Below are 18,459 nucleotides of genomic sequence, written 5' to 3' on the forward strand. Positions count from 1 at the left end.
CGCTGTCACCCGCCGGCGGGATGGTGCGGCAAGACGCTCACCACTCGCGATCCCACTGGAAGGCCGGGTCGATCCAGTCGCCGAGGCGACCGTCGGGGCGGGCGAGGGCGTGGACGCGGTCCATCTCCTCGGCGGAGAGTTCGAAATCGAAGATGTCGAAATTCTCGGCGGCGCGGGATTCCTTCGAGGTGCGCGGGATGGCGATGACGTTCTGCTGGATCAGCCAGCGCAGGGTCACCTGGCCCGGCGTCTTGCCGTGCACCTGGCCGATCTCGATCAGGGTGGCGTCGTCGGCGATCTGGCCTTGGGCCAACGGCGACCAGGCGGTGATCGACGAGCCGAGCTCCTTCGCCGTCTCGATCAATTTCGAGAGCTTGAGGTAGGGGTGGTATTCGACCTGGTTGGTGACCAGCGCGGCCTTCGAGATCGCCTGCGCCTTGCGGAACTCGGCCGAAGGGAAGTTGGACAGGCCGATGGTCCGGGTCAGACCCTGATCCTTCGCCTCATTCAGCGCGCCCAGCGTCTCCTCGAACGACGGATCGGTCTTGGGCCAGTGCAGCAGCAGGAGATCGGGGGTGAAGCCGAGGCTGGCGGCGCTTTCCCGAGCCTGCTTCAGCAGACCGTCGCGGTCGAAATGCTGGACCCAGATCTTGGTCGTCAGCCAGACATCGTCGCGGGCGACATGCCCCGCCTCGACGGCGTCGCGGATGCCGTCTCCGACCGCCGCCTCGTTGTGATAGATCCAGGCCGTGTCGATGTGGCGATAGCCGATGCGCAGGGCCTCGGCGACCATGCGGCGGGCGTCCTCCGGCGTCAGGTTCCAGGTGCCGAAGCCGAGCAGGGGAATGGCGTTTCCGTCGACGGTGATCACAGGCTGGTCGGTCATGGCGGGCTCCGGGAAGGGAGCGCTTACCTATGCCGCCGCCCGCCGGGTTCAACGCCTGCGGTAGCTAAAATCATACCCCGGGGTCCAGGTCACGCCGCCGTCGGTCGAGGATTCGCCGCGCTGACGCACCGATCCGTCGGGCTCGGGCGAGACGGTCATGCGCTGGATCGGGCCGGGCCCGCCCGCCGCTTCCAGCACCATGGCCCCGCCATCCGACAGGCCGCCCTCGAACACGGTCACCGCCCCGTTGCTGTCCATGTAGAACTGACGCCAGACGCCGCCATGCCTCTGGTCGAAGGTGCTGAAGCTGACACCGTGGTAGGTGGTGGCGACGCCGCCGGGGCCGAGGGTCTGGTGGTAATCCTCCTCGATGGCGCAGCCGCCGGCGGTCGCGGAGATGACGCTGCGGGCGACGATCGTGTCGGTCCCCGTCGGGCTGACGTCCCAGTCGCCGACCCAGAAGTTGAAGGCGCTGTGGTCGGCGTCGGTGCAGTCGACAGGCGCGGGCGGGGCGGCCTGCAGCAGGGCCGCGAGCAGAATGGCGTGGATCATGATGTCCTCCCGGATGGCAGGAGGGACCGTCGGGCCCGACCGGTCAACTTAACGATCGTCAACGCTTCGCCGTCGGCCGCTCTTGGAGTGGGCGCCGTCCTCGGCTAAAGGCGCGGCCTGTCCTTCGCCAGAGCGCCTGACCATGACCGACCTTCCCGACCGCCTGTCCGTCGATCCTGACAGCCCGTTTCACGACGCCGACTTGCTGGCGAAGGGGATCGGCGTCCGCTTCAAGGGCGAGGACAAGACCAATGTCGAGGAATACTGCGTGTCCGAGAACTGGGTCCGGCTCGCCGTCGGCAACCGCGTCGATCGTCGCGGCAAGGCGCTGACGGTCAAGCTGCAGGGCCCGGTGGAGCCCTATATCAAGGGCGAATAGGCCTTATCGGGCACGGCGGAACTCGACCTGGGCCCCGGGGCTGTCGAGGATGAGCGCGCCGTTCTGGATGATCGACGCGCGGGTGATCGTGTCCATGAAGCCGGCGAAGCGATCCTCGAAGGGGGTGGTCATGCGCTCGCAGACGGGGCCCTGCGCCGGGGTGACCTCCAGCAGCGGCCCGTCCTGACGGTAGCGCCAGCCGCCGTGCACGCAGGCGTTGGCCTCGATGCGGCCGTCCAGGATCGTGATCTCGACCGGTTCCTCGCCAGCCGGCGGCGCGGCCCCGTGGAAGAAGCGCAACCGCCAGCGGCCGGTGATGTCGACGTCGGGCACAGGTGGGGCGCTCTCAAAGGTCAGTTCGGCCCCGGGGCCGGTCAGGCGCAGGGTTCCGTCGCGAAGCCCGGCCCCCGTCACGGCTGAAAGGGTGCGGCTGAACTCCGTCTCCCAATCCGTCAGACCGCGCGCGCAGATCGCGCCGGATTGGCCGGGGCGACGAGCAGACGACGGCCTTGCCAGTCGTAACGACGCCAGAAGGCGATGCACTGGGAGCGCGCCCGGAAGGTGAAGTCGCCGACCGTCATCGTGATCGGGTGGTGAGTGTCGGCATCGTCAGGCGCCGGAGCCGGGCGGCCGTTCATGGCGGTCAGCCGCCATTCTCCGCGCATGTCGACCGGCCCGGGGGCCTCTGGGGGCGAGGGCGGCGATGCGGGCGGCCGCGCGTCGATGGGCGGCGGGGCCGGGCTGCAGGCGGCGACACACAGGGCGAGGAGCACGACGCGCATGAGGACAGAGCGAACCAACGAGGCGGCGGTTTCATGGCGGAGGAGGACGGGACGCCGGTCGCGCTCATGCGGCGGCGGGCAAAACCGGGGCAAGGACGCTTCTCCCCCCGGCGCACCCGGTCTAGGTTCCCGTCCCTCGCCCGACTCCCGGAGCCGTTCATGCGCCTGTCCGCCCGCCTTCTCGCCGCCAGCGCCCTCGCGCTCAGCCTCGTCGTCGCGCCCGCCGCTGCGCAGGACGCCCGCACCATTCGTGAGGCCGAACAGCTGCGCGACCGGGCGCTGCAGGACAACGTGGCGTACGAACTGGTCTCGGAGCTGACCACCCGCTTCGGGCCGCGTCTGGGCGGATCGGCTTCGGAGCAGGCTTCGGCCCGCTGGGGCGCGGACACGTTCCGCCAGATGGGCTTCGACAATGTTTCGATCGAGGAGTTCCCGCTGGCGCTGTGGACCCGCGGCGAGGCGCGGGCCGAGATCCTGTCGCCCTTCCCACAGCCGCTTGAGGTCGTCGCGCTGGGCGGCTCACACGCCACTCCGCCCGAGGGGGTCGAGGGCGAGGCCGCTATCTTCGAGACCTACCAGCAACTGCTCGACCAGCCGGAAGGCGCGTTGAGCGGCAAGATCGCCGTCGTGCTGCAGGACACGGTGCAGGCCCAGGACGGACGCGGCTACGGCGCCACTTCGCCGATCCGGGGCAACGGCCCGACCGAGGCGGCGAAGCGCGGCGCGGTCGGCTATGTGCTGCGCTCGCTGGGCACCCACGACCATCGCTTCGCCCACACCGGGGCCACCCGGGTCGGCGAGGGGACGGTCCCCTCCTTCGCCATGAGCCCGCCGGACGCCGACCAGCTGCGCCGCATGATCCGCCTGAGCGACCAGCCGGTGCGGATGCGGCTGTTCTCAAGCGCGGGCTTCACCGCGGACAGCCACAGCCAGAACGTCATCGGCGAGGTCCGCGGCTCCGGCGCCGCGGACGAGGTCATCGTCATCGGCGGCCATCTGGACAGCTGGGACCTCGGCACGGGGGCGATCGACGACGGGGCCGGGGTGGCGATCACCGCCGCCGCCCTGAAGCTGATCGAGGACATGCCGCGCAAGCCGCGCCGCACCATCCGCGTGGTCTGGTGGGGCTCGGAGGAGGTCAGCCAGCCGCCGCCGTCCCAAGGCTTGGCCGGAGCCCGCTTCTACGCCGCGAGTCGCGCCGGCGAGATGGCGACCCATGTGGCCATCAGCGAGAGCGATTTCGGGGCCGGGCCGATTTACAGCCTGACCCTGCCCGCGGGGGCCGCCGACACCGATTTCCGCCGCGCGGCCCAGGCGGTGCTGACGCCGCTGGGCGTGTTGTTCGACGGCTCGCCCGCGACCGGCGGCGGGCCGGACACCGGACCGACGGTGGCGGCGGGGGTTCCGGCCTTCCGGCTCAACCAGGACGGCACCGATTATTTTGACACCCATCACACCGCCGATGACGTGCTGGACCGGATCGATCCCGAGAACCTCGATCAGAACGTCGCCGCCTGGGCCAGCTTCCTTTGGCTCCTGGCCAACTCCGACGTGGACTTCCGGGCGCTGAGGCCGGCGAGCTCTGCCAACTGACGGTTGTAGCTTGACCGGCCCGCGTTTCGTGCCACGCTGACTTCGTTGCGGGTGAGGCCGGTGGAGGGGACCATGACCGAGAACAACATCAACCAGAGCGGCTACGTCCAGGTGCAGAGCAACGGCATGGCCGTGGCGTCGCTGGTGCTCGGTATCCTGTCGATTCTGTTCGTCTGGATCCCGTTCGTCGGTCTGGTGTCGTGGATTCTTGCGCCGATCGGGCTCGTGCTTGGGCTGGTTGCGCTGAAACAACCATTCGGCAGGGGTATGGCCATCGCCGGTTCGATCTGTTCGGGCATTGGCCTGCTGGGCTGCATCGGCTGGGTCGTGCTGATCGGCGTTGCGGCGGCGGCCGGCTCGGCCGCCTGATCCACGGACCGCATGGCCGAAGCTCCGCCGCGCTGGTAGACGACCTCGGCCGCGAGCGTGGCGAAACTGGTAGACGCAAGGGACTTAAAATCCCTCGACTTCGGTCATGCGGGTTCGACCCCCGCCGCTCGCACCACGGCCCGTCCGGCGCATAACTTCGTGTTTCCGGCGGAGAACCGGCCTTAACGACGCGCGCTTTCGTGGCACAAGGGGGCGCTTCCCCTTTCAGGCCGTATGGATATTCGATGAAAAGAGCCCGGCGCGCCCGCATCGTCGCGACCCTCGGACCCGCCAGCCGCGCGCCCCGCGAGGTCAAGGCGCTCGCCCAGGCCGGGGTGGACGTGTTCCGCCTCAACTTCAGCCACGGCTCGCATGACGACCACGCGGCGGCGCTGAAGGCGGTGCGCGGGGCGGAGCTGGCGCTGAAGCGGCCGCTGGGGGTGCTGGCCGACCTGCAGGGGCCGAAGCTGCGGCTGGGGCGGTTCGCCAATGTCGAGATCGACGTCAAGCCGGGGCACCAGATGCGCTTCGACCTCGACCCGGCGCCGGGCGACGCGACGCGGGTGCAGATGCCGCATCCGGAAATCTTCAAGGCGCTGCGCACCGGCATGCTGCTGTTGCTCGACGACGGGCGCGTGCGGCTGCGGGTCGGCGAACGCACCGACAAATGGGCCGACGTGACGGTCGAGAGCGGCTCGAAACTGTCGGACCGCAAGGGCGTCGCCGTGCCCGAGGCGGTGGTGCCGGTCTCGGCCCTGACGCCCAAGGACCGCGAGGACCTGGCCTTCGCCCTGCGCATCGGCGTCGACTGGGTGGCGCTCAGTTTCGTCCAGAAGGCCGAGGACATGGCCGAGCTGAAGCAGATCGTGAAGGGCCGCGCCGCCTGCCTGGCCAAGATCGAGAAGCCGCAGGCGCTGAACGAGCTGGAGAGCATCCTCGACTATTGCGACGGGGTGATGGTGGCGCGCGGCGATCTGGGCGTGGAACTGGATCCTGAAGAGGTGCCGGTGGCCCAGAAGCGGATCATCCGCGCCGCCCGCCAGCGCGGCGTGCCGGTGATCGTGGCGACCCAGATGCTGGAGTCGATGACCTCGGCGCCAGCCCCGACCCGGGCCGAGGCCTCGGACGTGGCCAATGCGGTCTATGAAGGCGCCGACGCCCTGATGCTGTCGGCGGAGACGGCGTCCGGCGACTATCCGCTGGAGTCCGTCGCGATCATGAACCGGATCATGGAGCGGGTGGAGAATGATCCCCTGTGGCCGGGACTGATGGACGCCGAACACGCCGGCATGGACGAGCACGACGTCGACGCCCTGGTCGCCGCCGCGCGCAAGGCGGGCGAGGCCCAGTCGACGGCCTGCGTGGTGGTGTTCACGACGCTGGGCGGCACGGCCCGGCGGATGTCGCGCGAACGGCCGCTACAGACGGTGCTGGCCCTGACGCCGAGGCCGGAGACGGCGCGGCGGTTGGCGCTGGTCTGGGGTCTCGAGCCCCGCCTGAGCCGGGAGCCCGCCTCGCTGGAGGAGGTTACCGACGACGCGGTCCAGAAGGCGGTCGAGTTCGGGCTGGCCGAGCCGGGCCAGCGGCTGCTGATCCTCGCGGGCACGCCGTTCGGCGCGCCGGGGGCTGCGAATCTGCTGCGACTGGCGCATGTTCCGATGAAGAAGGCGAAGCGCTAACGGAGGCCCCTCCACCGCTTCGCAGTCCCCCTCCTGCTGAGGGGGAGGAGACGGTTCGGCATGATCAAGTACATCGGCTCGAAGCGGGCGCTGCTGACGCAGATCGCGGCGACGGTTTCGGCGGTCCTGCCCGAGGGCGGGACGGTGTGCGATCTGTTCTCGGGCACGGCGCGGGTGGGCCACGCGCTGAAAAAGCAGGGCTTCCGGGTCTGGTCGAACGATCACAACGCCTACGCCCATGTGCTGGCCATGGCCTATGTGCAGGCTGACCGCGAGCGTTGGCTGGACCGGGCCGAGGCGGTGCTCACGGAGTTACGTGCGGTCGCGCCGGAGGCCGGCTGGTTCACCCGCACCTTCTGCGAGGACGCGCGGTATTTCACGCCGGAAAACGGGGCCCGGATCGACGCCCTGCGCGACCGGATCGCGGGCATGGGGCTGGAGCCCGAACTGGAGGCCATCGCCCTGGTCAGCCTGATGGAGGCGGCCGACAGGGTGGATTCCACGGCGGGTCTGCAGATGGCCTATATGAAGTCCTGGGCCAGCCGGGCGCTGAAGCCGCTGGAGCTGCGGATGCCCGACATCCTGGCGGGCGTGGCGGCGGGGCCGTGCCGGGCGACCCGGGCCGACGCCGTCGAACTGGCCACCTCGGTCGAGGCCGACCTCGTCTATCTGGACCCGCCCTATAACCAGCATTCCTACCTCGGCAACTACCACTGTTGGGAGAGCCTGGTGCTGTGGGACAAGCCCGAGACCTATGGCGTGGCCAACAAGCGGATCGATGTGCGCACCCGCAAGAGCCCCTTCAACAGCAAGCCCGGCATCGCCCCGGCGCTGGCGGCGGTGATCGAGGGGGTTAAGACGCCCAACCTGATCGTGTCGTTCAACGATGAGGGCTATCTGTCGCGGGATCAGCTGGTGCAGATGCTGTCGGCCCGGGGCGAGGTGCAGGTGATCGCAATCCAGCACCCGCGCTACGTCGGGGCCCGCATCGGCATCCACAATCCCAAGGGGGAGAAGGTCGGGGCGATCGGCCGGCTGAGGAACGTCGAATATCTGTTCGTGGTCTCGGATCGGCGGGTGAACCTCGCCGACGCGGCCTGATCGGGAACGGGACGGAGTCCGGGCCGTTGTGTCGGCCATGGAACAGATGAGCCTCTCCCCCTCGCGGCGTCTGGAAGCGCGCCGGGCCTATGACCGGACGGCGGACGCCTTCGAAACCGTGGCCTGGCGCGCGCCAACGGCGCAGCGGTTCGACCCGCGTCCGGCCAACGACGGGTATCGCCCCTACCGCCCGGCACCGACGCTGAAGGAGGAACTCGCCAATCTTCCGGCGTGGGTGACAATCGCGGGCGGCGGCGTGATCGCGGCTTTGATGGGCGCTCTATTGGGCGGCGCCCTGCACATCTGATCTGCTGCCCGCCGCGGACGGGGAGGAGACTGTTTCCAGCAATGCCCGTATCGGCGCCCAGCCCCGCCGGTGGGCCGGGCAGGGGCCGAGCGTCCGGAGCGCTTCCTGGTGCGCCGGAGCGTTGTAACCCTTGTGCCCCGCGAAGCCGTAGCCGGGATATTCGGCGTCCAGTTCGACCATCAACCGGTCCCGGGCTGTCTTGGCGAGGATCGAGGCCGCCGCGATCGACAGCGACAGGCCGTCGCCGCCCACCACGGTCTGCACGTCGCAGGGCAGTTTGAACCGGTAGTTTCCATCCACGAGCGCCGCGACCGGCTGCACCGACATCGCCTCGATCGCGCGGCACATGGCCAGGCCTGTGGCGTGCAGAATGTTGTGCGCCTCGATCTCCTCGACCGAGGCGAAGCCGACGCCCCAGGCCACGGAGCGGGCCTTGATCTCGATCTCCAGCGACTCGCGGCGGGCGTGGGTCAGGGCCTTGGAGTCATTGATGCCGGCGGGCAGGTCGCGGGGATCGAGAATCACCGCCCCCGCCGAGACCGGCCCGGCCCACGGCCCGCGTCCCGCCTCGTCGACGCCACAAACGGGGCCGTTCACGGATTGGATCAGGACCGCTTCGAGCGCCATCGTCGGGAAGGCGCGAACGGCCTTCACCGCCGGCGCCCTGGCGGCGGGCTTCTTCTTCGCGGAGGATGTCGCGGGGGTCTTCACCGGTCGGCCATCGCACGAACCTGCCGGTGACGGAAGCACTCGACGCCGTGATCGTTGACCATGCCCACAGCCTGCATGAAGGCGTAGACGATCACAGGGCCGCAGAAGGTGAAGCCACGCTTCTTCAGGGCCTTGGCCATGGCTTCGGACTCCGGCGTCGCGACCGGTCGGCCGTGGCTGTCGGGCCATTCGTTCTGGATCGGCGCGCCGCCGACGAACGACCAGAGCCACCCGCTGAAGTCCTCACCCTTCTCCTGCATCTCCAGCCAGATCTTCGCGCCGTTGATGGCGCTGTTGATCTTGGCCCGCGAGCGGATGATGCGCGCGTCACCGAGCAGCCGCTCGATATCGGCCTCGCCATAGGCGGCCACCTTGACCGGGTCGAAGCCGTCGAAGGCCTCGCGGATGCCCTCGCGCTTCCTCAGGATGGTGATCCACGCCAGCCCGGCCTGCATGCCGTCCAGCACCAGCTTCTCCCACAGGGCGCGGGCGTCGTACTCGGGCACGCCCCACTCCTCATCGTGATAGGCGACGTAGAGCGGATCGGTCCAGCACCAGGCGCAGCGTTGGAGTGAGTCGGACATGGGGGGAGGGTAGCGGGTCGGTCAGCTGGGGAAAGCCGTCACCATGGGATCGGTTGGCCGTCCCACGCGAAGAAGCGCCCGGTGTGCTCTGGGCCAAGCCGGTCCATCACCTCGATCAGGGCGGCGGCGGACTGATCCGGGGTCAGGCGTTTCGGGACCGCCGCCGCGCCCTGCTGGAACGGCGCGCTCAATCGGGTCTCGACCGTGCCGGGATGGAGGGCGACGCAAATGCCCATCTTGCGGCTGCGGCGGTGCTCGATGGCGAGGGTGGCGATCAGCATGTTGAGGGCTGCCTTCGAGGCGCGGTAGCCGTGCCAGCCGCCAAGGCGATTGTCGGAAATGCTTCCGACCCGGGCGGAGAGAGCGGCGAACAGACTGATCCGGTCGCGCGGCGTCAGCGGCAGCAGGTGTTTGGCGATCAGGGCGGGCGCGACAGCGTTGACGCGGAACAGGGTGATCAGCGCCTCGGGATCCAGCGCGCGCAGGCTCTTTTCGGGCGTGACGCCGTCGGCGTGGAGCAGGCCGGTGGCGACGACGATGCGAACCGGGCTTCCGAGTTCGTCGATGGTGCTCGCGGCCGCGGAAACCTGGGCCTCGTCCGTGACGTCGGCGCCGACAAAGGCGAACGCCGGGTCGTGGGGCCAGTCCTTGGGCCGCCGCCGCGCCACGCCGACGACCGCGTCGTAGCGGTCCTGGGCGGCCAGGCGTCGGACCAGCGCGCCGCCGATGCCGCCGCCGGCGCCGACGACGACGGCCAGAGATCTCACTTGCGGCATGCGGCCTCTCGTCCAGCGACTGCGGATGCAAGAGATACGCGGGAGGGCGGCGGAAGGATGTCGGCGGCGGGGCCCCTCCGTCCCACTCAATCGTATCTTTCCGCCGGGTAATGTGCTCCGTTGAGCGGAAAGACTGAGCTTTAACCATCGGTTCAAGAGAAAATTTTTGTAAATGGCGGCTGACACGACCACGTCGGAGACCGAGCTCCGGCGCATGGAGGCGGTGCGACGTTACGATATCCTCGACACCCCGCCGGACGGCGCGTTCGACCGCATCACCGCGCTTGCAGCCCGCCGTTTCAGCGTTCCGATTTCGATCATCAGCGTGGTCGACGAAGATCGGATCTGGTTCAAGTCACACCATGGCCTGCCGGTGAAGGAGATCGGCCGTGAACCGGGCCTGTGCGCGTCGGCGATCATGTCCAGCGATCCCCACATACTGAACGACGCCAGCGTCGACCCCCGGTCCCTGGCCAACCCCTTGGTGGCAGGCGATTTCGGCCTGCGTTTCTATGCAGGGGCGCCGCTGACCACGAGCGACGGCCACAACCTCGGCACGCTGTGCATCATCGACAAACATCCCCGTCCGATCGACGAAAGTCAGATCGAGGATCTCAAGGACCTCGCCACGGTCGTCATGGACCAACTGGAACTTCAGCTGGCCGCGCGCACCGCAATCTCCCGGGCCGAGTTGATGGCCAAGGAGATCGACCATCGGGTCATGAACAGCCTCCAGTTCGTGTCGGGACTGTTGACCATGCAGGCGCGTTCGCCGGATGTCGGAGAGGCGGGAGCGCATCTGCAGCTCGCCGCCAATCGTGTCGCGGCTGTCGCGCAGGTGCATCGCCATTTTTACGCCCACGAGAGCGAAACGACCTCGTGCATCGCCTTCCTCAAGCGATTGGCTGGGGACCTCGCGGCGATCCTCGACCGTTCGATCCGGGTCGACGGTGTCGAGGAGGACGTGCCTAACAGCTGGATCCAACCCCTCGGACTGATCATGAACGAGCTGGTGACCAATGCCGCCAAGCACGGGTCCGGGCGCATCGACGTCCTCTATGAGGCGAGCGAAGACGGGTACGCCCTGAGTGTTTGCGACGAAGGCCGGCTACCCGATGACTTCGATCCTGACTGCGCCAGCACGGGGCTGGGGATGCGGGTGGTGCGCCTGCTCGCGGAACAGCTCGGGGGCGCGCTGGCGGTCAGCCGCCGATCCGACGGCAGCCCCTGCTTCAAGGTCTCGTTCCCTGAATCCCGCGGGTAGTTCGCGCTTTGCGCAGAGCGATTCTGCTTACCCCACCTCCGCGAACGCCCTGACTGGAAACGTCCCGAACGCCTTCACCTTCGGCGGCGCTGCGGTGAAGCGGAAGCCAACGTCCGGCAGCAGCTCCAGCCCGCGCATGTGCTCGCAGATCGGGATGCCCGCGCCGAGCAGGAGAGTGTGGACGGGCCTCAATCGGGTGCGGGTGTCGTCGATGTTGTGGGAATCGATGCCGACGAGGGCGGCTCCGGCCTCGACCAGCAGGGCGGCGGCGGCTTCGGTCAAGAAGGGATGGTCCTCGAAATAGGCGTCGGTGCGCCAATGGCGGGCCCAGCCGGTGTGGACCAGCACCGCCTTGCCGCACACATCGAGGCCCGCAAGGCGGTTGGCGTCGACGCCCTGGACGCCGGGCACACGGACCACCAGGCCCGGCAGGGCGGCGACGCGGTCGAGGCCGACGTCGCTGAGATCCTCGCCGTCGGCGTAGCGGTGGAAGGGACAGTCAAGATAGGTGCCGGTGTTGCCGACCATCTCGATCCGGCCGATCTGGAATTCGGTGTCGCCGTCGTAGTTCGCCCGCGACGCCTCGCGGCTCATGTGGTCGCAGATCAGCGGCGCGGGCAGGCCCTTGTAGGTCACCATACCGGCCTCAATGGTGTGGCTGAGGTCGATCAGGGGCATGGGCCGTCTCCGAAGCGCGCTGAAGGATGGCGGCCCCGGCCAACGGCGTCAAAGGCCGATGGTGATCCACAGGTGAGATCCCCGTGGACCGGCCTGGGGTGGACAAGCGCCGCCGCAGCGCGATGATGGCGGCTTCCATTCAAGGAGGAACACCCATGCGTATCGCTTTTGTCGCCATCGCGGCCACCGCTCTGGCCCTGGCCGCCTGCTCGGAGCAGACCGAGGACAACGCCGCCGCCACCGCCAACGAGGCCGGCGACACGGTTGCTTCGGCCGCCGACGACACGGCCGAGAACGTTGACGCCGCGGTCGACAACACGGCCGCCGCGGCCAACGAAGGGGCCGAGAACGTCGACGCCGCCGTCGAGACGCCCGCCCACTAAATCCGGCGGCTCGCTATCGAAAGACGCGCCCGGGGGGCCGCTCCGGGCGCGTTTTTCGTTCTAGAGGCCGGTCCAGTCGGGTCGGCGGACGCTGACGGGACGACCGTCGACGGTCAGGGCGCCTTCGAGCCGGTCGAGCCGGAGCAGGGCCATGGCGCCGCCGTTCATGCCGCTCAGCACCTCTCCGGCGCGGAGGTCGCCGTTCAACACCTCGGCGCCGAAGGGCGGAGGCGGGCCGTCGAAGGCAATGGGCAGCATGCGGGTCTTGATCGAACCCCGGCGCTTCATGCGCGAGGTGGTCTCCTGACCGACGAAACAGCCCTTGGAGAAGTCGATGCCGTTCAGCAGGTCGAAGTCGGCCTCGATCGGATAGGTCCTGTCGGCCGGCGCGTCGGCGGACGGATCGGGGACGCCGACGGTCAGGCGATGCGCTTGCCAGTCGGCCTCCGTGGCATCGGGCTCGAGTTTGCGGCCATGGCCTCGGCCGCCGAGGCCGGGCACGCGGGGGTCGGCGGTGAAGCCGGCGGCGACTCCGGGCCATGAGGCGAAGACGGCGCCCTCCTCCGCTTCGACCGTGACCCGGGCGCGGAGTTTGTACATCGACAGGCGCTGCAGCAGCGCGTCGCGGCGCCCGGCGGCGACGTCCACCAACACGTCGTTCGCCTCGCCCCACAGGAACAGGTCGAACAGCAGCCGCCCCGGCGGGGAGAGCAGGGCGCCGAAGCGCAGCTCGCCCGGCGCGAGGGTCTCCACATCCTGGGTCAACAGGGTGTGCAGGAAGGGTTTGGCGTCGGAGCCGGCGACCCGGATCAGGGCGCGACTGTCGAGGCGGGCGATACGGGTGGTCATCCGCCCCAGATAGGGCGTCGCGCGCCTGTGGACCACACCTGTTGGCCGCTGCTGGACGGTGAGAATCCGTATACGGTGCAATCATGCCGGGCCGCTTCCCCATCCTCTATATCGCCGAGGCGGGCGCGCAGGACGCGGCGCTGTCGTGCGGGGTGCTGGCCTGGCTGGTCGAGGCCATGCCGCAGGCCGGTTTTACGGTGGTGGGATCGCCGGCCAGCGCGCCCCTGTTCGCCGACACGCCGCGACTCGACCGGCTGATCGTGCTGGAGCGTGAAAGCCGGCTGGACTGGGTGGGACTATGGAACCAGGTGCGGTCGACCAGCTGGGGGCTGGTGGTCGACATGCGCGGCTCGACCCTGTCCGGCAAGCTGAAGCGGCAGAAGCGGGCGGTGCGCGGGAAGGGCGAGGCGGGGGTTCACGCGGTCGAACTGGCGGCGCGGGTGCTGCAACTGGACGAGATACCGCCTCCGCGGCTGTTCGTGTCGGAGGACACCCGGGCGTCGGTCGAAGCCCTGATCCCGGCGGGCGACGGACCCATTCTGGCCGTTGGACCCGGAGCCGCCTGGATGGGGCGACGATGGCCCGCGGAACGCTACGCCAAGGTGGCTTCGGCTCTCGTCGGGGACGGCGGTCCGTTGGCGGGCGGGCGGGTGCTGGTCGTCGGCGACGACAGTGATCGAGACGCCGCTCACACCCTCCGGCTGGCGCTGCCGCGTCACCGGACCATCGAGCTGCATGGCCGGCTGACTCCGGTTCAGGTGGTGGCCGCCGTTCAGCGGTCGCAGTTGTATCTGGGCGGGGACTCGCTGTGGACCGATCTGGCGGTGACTTCCGGCACGCCGGTGGTGGCGGCCTATGGGCCGTCGGATGAGGTGGAGCGGGGACCCTGGGGCGGCGTGGCGGTGCGCGGGCCGCGCTCGGTCGACGAATACCGCAAAATTGACCCGAGGCTCGACCAGGCCATCGAGCATATGAACGACCTGCCGGCTGATCGTGTGCTGAAGGCCGCTCGCAAGGCGCTGGCCGAACAGGTATAGGGCCGGGCCATGACCCAGACCTATGATTTGATCGTCCGCGGCGGCGAGGTGGCCAACCACGCGGGGCGCGGGCGGGCCGACGTCGGCGTCAGAAACGGCCGGATCGCCGATGTGGGCGACCTGTCGCAGGCCTCGGCCGGCGAGGTGTTCGACGCGACCGGCCTGACCATCCTGCCCGGCGTCATCGACACCCAGGTGCATTTCCGGGAGCCGGGGCTGGAATGGAAGGAAGACCTCGAGACCGGCAGCCGCGCGGCGGCGCTGGGCGGGGTCACGGCCGTGTTCGAGATGCCGAACACCGAGCCCAATACGACAGATCCGGACACCCTCGCCGACAAGCTGGAGCGGGCGCGGGACCGGATGTGGACCGACCACGCCTTCTATATCGGCGGCACCCATGAGAACGCCCGATACCTTGGTGATCTGGAGCGGCTGCCCGGGTGCTGCGGGGTCAAGGTGTTCATGGGGGCCTCGACCGGGACGCTGCTGGTCGCCGACGACGACGGGGTGCGCGAGGTGCTGCGCCATGTGAAGCGGCGGGCGACCTTCCACTCCGAGGACGAATACCGGTTGGTCGAGCGACGGCCGCTGGCCCGGACGGGGGACTGGACCAGCCACCCGGAAGTGCGCGATCCCGAGAGCGCCATCATGAGCACTCGCCGGCTGGTCGGGCTGGCGCGAGAGACCGGGGCGCGCATCCATGTGCTGCACGTGACCACGGCCGAGGAGGTCGAGTTCCTGGCCGACCACAAGGATGTGGCGACGATGGAACTGACGCCGCAGCACCTGACGCTGGACGGCGACGAGGCCTACGACCGGCTCAAGGGGCTGGCGCAGATGAACCCGCCGATCCGCAACAACTACCATATCGCCGGCCTGTGGCGGGGGATCGAGCAGGGCGTGGCGGATGTGCTGGGCTCGGACCACGCACCGCATACGCTGGAGGAGAAGGCCCGGCCCTATCCGGCGTCGCCGTCGGGCATGCCGGGGGTGCAGACCCTGGTGCCGGTGATGCTGACCCATGTGGCCAACGGGCGGCTGACGCTGGACCGGTTCATCGACCTGACCAGCCATGGGGCCAACCGGGTGTTCGGCATCGCCGGCAAGGGGCGGATGGCCGAGGGCTATGACGCCGACCTGACCATCGTCGACCTGAAGGCGAAGCATGTGCTGAAGCACGAGGACATGGCGACCCGCTCGGGCTGGACGCCGTTCGACGGCATGGAATGCACCGGCAAGGCCATGGCCACGATCGTGCGCGGCCGGGTGGTGATGAAGGACGGCGAACTGATCGGGTCGGCCCACGGGCGGCCGGTGCGGTTCCAGGAAACCCTCGGCTGACGGGAACTTCCCGGACTCCCGCCGATTCCCTTGGGGTGGAAGGAGTTAAGCCATGAGCAAACGTGAACTGATCGAGCCGACCCCCGGCGACAAGCGCTATGCGCGGCGGGACGATGAAGGCCAATTCTCCGAGATGGTCGATGTCGGCCGCTCACTGGCCCAGGATCAGCGGCGGGAGGCCGAGAACGATGCGCCGAAGGGCCAGGGCGACCGCGGCGACCGGCGCGACTAGCGCCGACCCAGGATGAACCCGGCGACGTCGTCGACGACGCCCGCGGCCAGCGGCAGGTTCGGGTCGGCGTAGGTCGCAGCGTTGGCGGCGCGGTCGGCAGGCGCGACCTTGAGGAGGTGGTTGACGCCTTCCCAAATCTTCAGGGCGGCGTCCGGCCGGGCGGCCGCCATCGCCTCGGCGTCGACGACGCCGACCTGAATGTCCGTCGTGCCCTGGCCGATCATCACCGGGCCGTCATACGCCGCGACCAGTTCGGCCGGGTCGAGCGGCAGCCACGATATCATGTAGGGCTGGACCGAAGGCCGGAACAGCGCCGCCAGCTGCGGGGGCACCTCGGCCACGGTCCGGCCGGCCTCAAGCTCAGACAGGATGGCGAGGGACTGGCCGAGCCAGGGTTCGGGGACGTTGGCCAGCTGCTCGCGCAGCACGACGCCGGCGGGTCGCCCGGCCCCGGACAGCAGCACCAGACCGCAGACGGCCGTGTCGTCCCGGGCCACGGCGGCCAGCGCCACCAGCGCCCCCTCGCTGTGACCGATCAGCCAGGCGCAGGGCTGGCCGGTCAGCCGCGCGGTCTCGGCGGCCCAGGCGCGGGTGTCGTCGGCGTAGGTGGTGAAGCGCAGATCCTCCTCCCGGCCCGCCGCGAAGGCGCTGGCCCCCACGCCGCGCTTGTCGGTGCGGACGGTGGCGACGCCGTGCGCGGCCAGCCCCTCGGCCAGAAGGCGGTAGCTGGCGGCGGAGACGCCCAGCGGGCTGTTGCCGTCGCGGTCCGTGGGGCCGGAGCCGGCGATGATCAGGGCCGCGGCGCGGGTCCCTCCGCCCGGCGTCAGCAGCGTTCCGTGCAGGGGCGCGGGCTCGGACGGGAGAACGACCGGCGCAGCGACGGGATCGGACACGAGGGCGGCGGCGAGGGCGAAGGCGGTCAGCATGGCGGTTCCTTTTGTTTCCGATCTGGAAAGTGAAGACGACTTTCCGGAACGTCAAGTCACAAGTTTCCAAAATGGAAAGGCGCGCCTAGAAGGGCTGGCGGTCGGGGTCGGAGCGCCAGACGCGCCAGCTTTCGAGGACGGACCAGAGGGCGGCGAGGACGACGGCGGTCAGGATGGCGTAGAGGTTGAGCGGGCGCGGGGCGAAGGGGGCGGTGAGCAGGCCGGCGAGGCCGATGACGAAGAACAGCCGGCCGGCGAGGCGGTTGGAGCGGTCCCAGGCGAGGCGGCTCTTGAAGGCCCAAGGGGTGCGGACGCCGACGAAGGGGTTGGGCCCCACGCGGCCGAGGAAGGCGCCGATGAGGAGCAGGACGAGGCTGATCAGAGCGACCGGCAGCGCGCCGGCGATATCGGTCAGGCCCGAGAGGCTGGCGGAGGCGATCAGCAGGCTGACGAGAGGGATGCTGAGCACCACGACTAACTGGGCGTAGCGCAGGGCGCGGACCCGGGCGGGATCGTCGGCGCGGCGGGCGGCGACGCCCATGCCTCCGCCGAGCAGGAGGGTCAGCACGGCCAGGCCGACGAGCAGGCCGCCCAGCTGCTCCCGCGTGCCCCAGCCGTCGACCTGGCCGGAAGCGCTGTAATGGACCGGCAGCAGTTCGGTCGGGCCGGCGAGGATGGTCCAGACGCCGAGACCGCCGACGATCAGGGCGAGGCCGACGGTGGCGGCGTCGAGCGCCGGGGTGGATTTGTTCGGGGCGGTCATGGTTCGTCTCCGGGGTCTTTGCGGCCCGCGCCGGTCATCTGCAGCAGAAAGGCGAGGGCCTCCTCGACGGCCGATATCTCCAGCCGGTAGCGGATCGAGGCCCCGTCGCGCTCGGGCGAGACCAGGCCGGCCTCCTTGAGGGCGTTGAGATGGCCGGTGATGGTCGGCCAGCTCATGTCGAAGGCGGCGGCGATGTCGCCGGACGCCATCGGGCCCTTGCGCAGCATGTCGATGATGCTGCGCCGGACGGGATGGGACAGGGCCTTGAACAGGGCGTTCATAGGGAAGAGTCTAATTAGGAAAAAGACTAATAGCAAGCGGATTCGGGCGGACGGTCGTTCCATCCGGGGGCGATCCGGAAAATTCGGTTTGGCGGAGTCGGCAGAGTCGACATCTCCGACGCAGGAAATCGCAGTGGCGGAGTCGACAGGGTCGACATCGCCGGCCTGGGAGATTCCTTTGGCGGCGGCTCGGGGTTCGATTGTCAGGGATCGCGTCACGGACATCCGGGCATTATCCGCCCGCCGGCTCCTCAGGCGGGTTCATGACGCTGACCCCGGGACGTTGTGTGGGAAATACAGGCGGTTGATCGTTGAAAGTGTGATGGCTGGCGGCGGATTTGCAGCGCAGCAATCCACTTTCGTCATCCTTCGGCGAGCGCAGCGAGACCGGGGGACCCAGCGGCGCGCGCGAGCGCGAAGCCGTCGGGAGCGCCGCTGCTCACGACAGCCTGCCTGAACAGATCGCCTTCGGCGCCGCTGGGTCCCCCGGTCTGCGCCGCCTGCGGCGGCTTGCCGGAGGATGACGAAAGGAGAGGGACCGCTCTTAGCGGGGGTTCAGGAACGTGGTTAGGTCGGTCATGGCATCCAGATGGGTCAGCTTGCTCGCGATCGCCTTGGCGCTCTCGTCATGTTCAGACGGGGGATTGACCGGCTCCACGCGGCAGTTTTCGGGCGTCTATCTGCACGAGTTCGAGGGGTCGACCTTTGTCGAGGGCGCGACCGCGATTCCGGCGGAGCGCCCGGGCTATAAGGAGACAGACTCGCTGGAGTGGATAGATCAGCCGCGTCTGGAAGACCTGCTGGAGGAGCGTCTGGGCGACGGGAATTGCTACACGGTCCAGCCGATCCTGATCACCTTTGTCGGTCGGCGGACCCACTACCCGATCGGCGGCGCGGGCCACATGGGATTGCACCCCGGCAAGGTGACGGTGCACAGAGTGATCTCGGCCAAACGGCTGGGCCCGGCGTTCTGCTACGACCGCTGA

Annotated in this window: 24 protein-coding genes and 1 tRNA gene; 13 read left to right on the forward strand and 12 right to left on the reverse strand. The window is 69.2% G+C overall.

Features of this window, described 5'->3' with window-relative positions; genetic code table 11:
- Window positions 1-37 precede the first annotated feature (37 nt).
- A complete protein-coding gene (locus tag HNQ67_RS11820) occupies window positions 38-886 on the reverse strand; it encodes an aldo/keto reductase (protein WP_183255710.1) in 849 nt (282 codons plus the stop codon).
- A gap of 48 nt (window positions 887-934) precedes the next feature.
- A complete protein-coding gene (locus HNQ67_RS11825) occupies window positions 935-1,438 on the reverse strand; it encodes a hypothetical protein (RefSeq protein ID WP_183255711.1) in 504 nt (167 codons plus the stop codon).
- Between the two features lie 142 nt (window positions 1,439-1,580).
- Here HNQ67_RS11825 and HNQ67_RS11830 point away from each other — a divergent pair, with 142 nt between their 5' ends.
- Window positions 1,581-1,817 carry a DUF3297 family protein gene (locus HNQ67_RS11830; protein ID WP_183255713.1) on the forward strand — a complete coding sequence of 79 codons (237 nt, stop codon included), beginning with the start codon at window positions 1,581-1,583 and terminating at the stop codon, window positions 1,815-1,817.
- Between the two features lie 3 nt (window positions 1,818-1,820).
- Here HNQ67_RS11830 and HNQ67_RS11835 read toward each other — a convergent pair whose 3' ends face one another.
- Both HNQ67_RS11835 and HNQ67_RS11840 read right to left on the reverse strand, forming a co-directional pair.
- The gene (locus HNQ67_RS11835) at window positions 1,821-2,231 is read right to left on the reverse strand and encodes a hypothetical protein (RefSeq protein ID WP_183255715.1); all 411 of its coding nucleotides are present in this window, start codon (window positions 2,229-2,231) and stop codon (window positions 1,821-1,823) included.
- A gap of 38 nt (window positions 2,232-2,269) precedes the next feature.
- Window positions 2,270-2,599, reverse strand: coding sequence for a hypothetical protein (locus tag HNQ67_RS11840; RefSeq protein ID WP_183255716.1), 330 nt, complete (start codon window positions 2,597-2,599; stop codon window positions 2,270-2,272).
- A gap of 159 nt (window positions 2,600-2,758) precedes the next feature.
- Between HNQ67_RS11840 and HNQ67_RS11845 the strand changes: the two genes are divergently transcribed.
- The 6 genes from HNQ67_RS11845 to HNQ67_RS11870 all read left to right on the forward strand — a co-directional run bounded on the left by HNQ67_RS11845 (window position 2,759) and on the right by HNQ67_RS11870 (window position 7,648).
- Window positions 2,759-4,192: a M20/M25/M40 family metallo-hydrolase gene (locus HNQ67_RS11845; RefSeq protein ID WP_183255718.1), complete on the forward strand. Its 1,434-nt coding sequence runs from the start codon at window positions 2,759-2,761 to the stop codon at window positions 4,190-4,192.
- Between the two features lie 72 nt (window positions 4,193-4,264).
- Window positions 4,265-4,561: a DUF4190 domain-containing protein gene (locus tag HNQ67_RS11850; RefSeq protein WP_221247883.1), complete on the forward strand. Its 297-nt coding sequence runs from the start codon at window positions 4,265-4,267 to the stop codon at window positions 4,559-4,561.
- Between the two features lie 51 nt (window positions 4,562-4,612).
- Window positions 4,613-4,697 (forward strand) — tRNA-Leu (locus HNQ67_RS11855).
- A gap of 109 nt (window positions 4,698-4,806) precedes the next feature.
- A complete protein-coding gene (gene pyk / locus HNQ67_RS11860; protein ID WP_183255721.1) occupies window positions 4,807-6,240 on the forward strand; it encodes a pyruvate kinase in 1,434 nt (477 codons plus the stop codon).
- A gap of 60 nt (window positions 6,241-6,300) precedes the next feature.
- Window positions 6,301-7,341 carry a DNA adenine methylase gene (locus tag HNQ67_RS11865; RefSeq protein WP_183255722.1) on the forward strand — a complete coding sequence of 347 codons (1,041 nt, stop codon included), beginning with the start codon at window positions 6,301-6,303 and terminating at the stop codon, window positions 7,339-7,341.
- A 46-nt stretch (window positions 7,342-7,387) separates the two neighbouring features.
- Window positions 7,388-7,648 carry a hypothetical protein gene (locus HNQ67_RS11870; protein WP_183255724.1) on the forward strand — a complete coding sequence of 87 codons (261 nt, stop codon included), beginning with the start codon at window positions 7,388-7,390 and terminating at the stop codon, window positions 7,646-7,648.
- On the opposite strand, the gene HNQ67_RS11875 is transcribed toward HNQ67_RS11870, so the two are convergent.
- From HNQ67_RS11875 to HNQ67_RS11885, 3 genes are all read right to left on the reverse strand, one after another.
- The gene (locus tag HNQ67_RS11875) at window positions 7,622-8,275 is read right to left on the reverse strand and encodes a ribonuclease HII (RefSeq protein WP_183255922.1); all 654 of its coding nucleotides are present in this window, start codon (window positions 8,273-8,275) and stop codon (window positions 7,622-7,624) included. The genes HNQ67_RS11870 and HNQ67_RS11875 overlap by 27 nt on opposite strands.
- 80 nt (window positions 8,276-8,355) lie before the next feature.
- Window positions 8,356-8,943: a DNA-3-methyladenine glycosylase I gene (locus HNQ67_RS11880; protein WP_183255726.1), complete on the reverse strand. Its 588-nt coding sequence runs from the start codon at window positions 8,941-8,943 to the stop codon at window positions 8,356-8,358.
- 38 nt (window positions 8,944-8,981) lie between these two features.
- On the reverse strand, window positions 8,982-9,719 hold the full coding sequence (locus tag HNQ67_RS11885; RefSeq protein ID WP_183255728.1) for an SDR family NAD(P)-dependent oxidoreductase: 738 nt from the start codon (window positions 9,717-9,719) through the stop codon (window positions 8,982-8,984).
- A gap of 172 nt (window positions 9,720-9,891) precedes the next feature.
- On the opposite strand from HNQ67_RS11885, the gene HNQ67_RS11890 reads away from it, so the two are divergent.
- Entirely contained in the window at window positions 9,892-10,983 is a 1,092-nt protein-coding gene (locus HNQ67_RS11890; protein WP_183255730.1) for a sensor histidine kinase, read from the forward strand.
- A 27-nt stretch (window positions 10,984-11,010) separates the two neighbouring features.
- On the opposite strand, the gene HNQ67_RS11895 is transcribed toward HNQ67_RS11890, so the two are convergent.
- Window positions 11,011-11,661 carry a cyclase family protein gene (locus tag HNQ67_RS11895; protein WP_183255732.1) on the reverse strand — a complete coding sequence of 217 codons (651 nt, stop codon included), beginning with the start codon at window positions 11,659-11,661 and terminating at the stop codon, window positions 11,011-11,013.
- Window positions 11,662-11,816: 155 nt separating this feature from the next.
- Between HNQ67_RS11895 and HNQ67_RS11900 the strand changes: the two genes are divergently transcribed.
- The gene (locus HNQ67_RS11900) at window positions 11,817-12,044 is read left to right on the forward strand and encodes a hypothetical protein (protein WP_183255734.1); all 228 of its coding nucleotides are present in this window, start codon (window positions 11,817-11,819) and stop codon (window positions 12,042-12,044) included.
- Window positions 12,045-12,104: 60 nt separating this feature from the next.
- Here the strand turns inward: HNQ67_RS11900 and ygfZ are convergent, their stop codons facing one another.
- Complete coding sequence (gene ygfZ / locus HNQ67_RS11905) at window positions 12,105-12,893, reverse strand: CAF17-like 4Fe-4S cluster assembly/insertion protein YgfZ (RefSeq protein ID WP_183255736.1); 789 nt, start codon at window positions 12,891-12,893, stop codon at window positions 12,105-12,107.
- An 83-nt stretch (window positions 12,894-12,976) separates the two neighbouring features.
- Here ygfZ and HNQ67_RS11910 point away from each other — a divergent pair, with 83 nt between their 5' ends.
- Genes HNQ67_RS11910 through HNQ67_RS11920 form a run of 3 tightly spaced genes read left to right on the forward strand, consistent with a single transcriptional unit; the run spans window position 12,977 to window position 15,503 of the window.
- The gene (locus tag HNQ67_RS11910; protein ID WP_183255739.1) at window positions 12,977-13,930 is read left to right on the forward strand and encodes a glycosyltransferase family 9 protein; all 954 of its coding nucleotides are present in this window, start codon (window positions 12,977-12,979) and stop codon (window positions 13,928-13,930) included.
- Window positions 13,931-13,939: 9 nt separating this feature from the next.
- The gene (locus HNQ67_RS11915; RefSeq protein ID WP_183255741.1) at window positions 13,940-15,271 is read left to right on the forward strand and encodes a dihydroorotase; all 1,332 of its coding nucleotides are present in this window, start codon (window positions 13,940-13,942) and stop codon (window positions 15,269-15,271) included.
- Window positions 15,272-15,323: 52 nt separating this feature from the next.
- Window positions 15,324-15,503, forward strand: a complete 180-nt coding sequence (locus tag HNQ67_RS11920; RefSeq protein WP_183255742.1) for a hypothetical protein — start codon at window positions 15,324-15,326, stop codon at window positions 15,501-15,503.
- Here HNQ67_RS11920 and HNQ67_RS11925 read toward each other — a convergent pair.
- From HNQ67_RS11925 to HNQ67_RS11935, 3 genes are all read right to left on the reverse strand, one after another.
- On the reverse strand, window positions 15,500-16,429 hold the full coding sequence (locus HNQ67_RS11925; protein ID WP_183255743.1) for an alpha/beta hydrolase: 930 nt from the start codon (window positions 16,427-16,429) through the stop codon (window positions 15,500-15,502). The two genes, HNQ67_RS11920 and HNQ67_RS11925, sit on opposite strands and share 4 nt — an antisense overlap.
- Window positions 16,430-16,514: 85 nt before the next feature.
- The gene (locus HNQ67_RS11930; protein WP_183255745.1) at window positions 16,515-17,192 is read right to left on the reverse strand and encodes an SdpI family protein; all 678 of its coding nucleotides are present in this window, start codon (window positions 17,190-17,192) and stop codon (window positions 16,515-16,517) included.
- On the reverse strand, window positions 17,189-17,473 hold the full coding sequence (locus HNQ67_RS11935; protein WP_183255747.1) for a metalloregulator ArsR/SmtB family transcription factor: 285 nt from the start codon (window positions 17,471-17,473) through the stop codon (window positions 17,189-17,191). Before HNQ67_RS11935 ends, HNQ67_RS11930 begins: the two co-directional genes overlap by 4 nt.
- A 644-nt stretch (window positions 17,474-18,117) precedes the next feature.
- Between HNQ67_RS11935 and HNQ67_RS11940 the strand changes: the two genes are divergently transcribed.
- Window positions 18,118-18,459 (forward strand): hypothetical protein, encoded by a 342-nt coding sequence (locus HNQ67_RS11940; RefSeq protein WP_183255749.1) that lies wholly within the window; start codon window positions 18,118-18,120, stop codon window positions 18,457-18,459.

The sequence above is a fragment of the Brevundimonas basaltis genome, assembly GCF_014202075.1.
GTDB classification, from domain to species: Bacteria; Pseudomonadota; Alphaproteobacteria; order Caulobacterales; family Caulobacteraceae; genus Brevundimonas; species Brevundimonas basaltis.

Coding starts and splice junctions, on each gene's coding strand:
- HNQ67_RS11850 (WP_221247883.1), top strand. CDS start 4,265: ATGACCGAGAACAACATCAACCAGAGCGGCTACGTCCAGGTGCAGAGC.
- HNQ67_RS11925 (WP_183255743.1), bottom strand. CDS start 16,429: ATGCTGACCGCCTTCGCCCTCGCCGCCGCCCTCGTGTCCGATCCCGTC.
- HNQ67_RS11890 (WP_183255730.1), top strand. CDS start 9,892: ATGGCGGCTGACACGACCACGTCGGAGACCGAGCTCCGGCGCATGGAG.
- HNQ67_RS11915 (WP_183255741.1), top strand. CDS start 13,940: ATGACCCAGACCTATGATTTGATCGTCCGCGGCGGCGAGGTGGCCAAC.
- HNQ67_RS11920 (WP_183255742.1), top strand. CDS start 15,324: ATGAGCAAACGTGAACTGATCGAGCCGACCCCCGGCGACAAGCGCTAT.
- HNQ67_RS11830 (WP_183255713.1), top strand. CDS start 1,581: ATGACCGACCTTCCCGACCGCCTGTCCGTCGATCCTGACAGCCCGTTT.
- HNQ67_RS11885 (WP_183255728.1), bottom strand. CDS start 9,719: ATGCCGCAAGTGAGATCTCTGGCCGTCGTCGTCGGCGCCGGCGGCGGC.
- HNQ67_RS11840 (WP_183255716.1), bottom strand. CDS start 2,599: ATGCGCGTCGTGCTCCTCGCCCTGTGTGTCGCCGCCTGCAGCCCGGCC.
- HNQ67_RS11870 (WP_183255724.1), top strand. CDS start 7,388: ATGAGCCTCTCCCCCTCGCGGCGTCTGGAAGCGCGCCGGGCCTATGAC.
- HNQ67_RS11820 (WP_183255710.1), bottom strand. CDS start 886: ATGACCGACCAGCCTGTGATCACCGTCGACGGAAACGCCATTCCCCTG.
- HNQ67_RS11880 (WP_183255726.1), bottom strand. CDS start 8,943: ATGTCCGACTCACTCCAACGCTGCGCCTGGTGCTGGACCGATCCGCTC.
- HNQ67_RS11845 (WP_183255718.1), top strand. CDS start 2,759: ATGCGCCTGTCCGCCCGCCTTCTCGCCGCCAGCGCCCTCGCGCTCAGC.
- HNQ67_RS11900 (WP_183255734.1), top strand. CDS start 11,817: ATGCGTATCGCTTTTGTCGCCATCGCGGCCACCGCTCTGGCCCTGGCC.
- HNQ67_RS11910 (WP_183255739.1), top strand. CDS start 12,977: ATGCCGGGCCGCTTCCCCATCCTCTATATCGCCGAGGCGGGCGCGCAG.
- HNQ67_RS11935 (WP_183255747.1), bottom strand. CDS start 17,473: ATGAACGCCCTGTTCAAGGCCCTGTCCCATCCCGTCCGGCGCAGCATC.
- pyk (WP_183255721.1), top strand. CDS start 4,807: ATGAAAAGAGCCCGGCGCGCCCGCATCGTCGCGACCCTCGGACCCGCC.
- HNQ67_RS11930 (WP_183255745.1), bottom strand. CDS start 17,192: ATGACCGCCCCGAACAAATCCACCCCGGCGCTCGACGCCGCCACCGTC.
- HNQ67_RS11895 (WP_183255732.1), bottom strand. CDS start 11,661: ATGCCCCTGATCGACCTCAGCCACACCATTGAGGCCGGTATGGTGACC.
- HNQ67_RS11865 (WP_183255722.1), top strand. CDS start 6,301: ATGATCAAGTACATCGGCTCGAAGCGGGCGCTGCTGACGCAGATCGCG.
- HNQ67_RS11875 (WP_183255922.1), bottom strand. CDS start 8,275: ATGGCGCTCGAAGCGGTCCTGATCCAATCCGTGAACGGCCCCGTTTGT.
- ygfZ (WP_183255736.1), bottom strand. CDS start 12,893: ATGACCACCCGTATCGCCCGCCTCGACAGTCGCGCCCTGATCCGGGTC.
- HNQ67_RS11825 (WP_183255711.1), bottom strand. CDS start 1,438: ATGATCCACGCCATTCTGCTCGCGGCCCTGCTGCAGGCCGCCCCGCCC.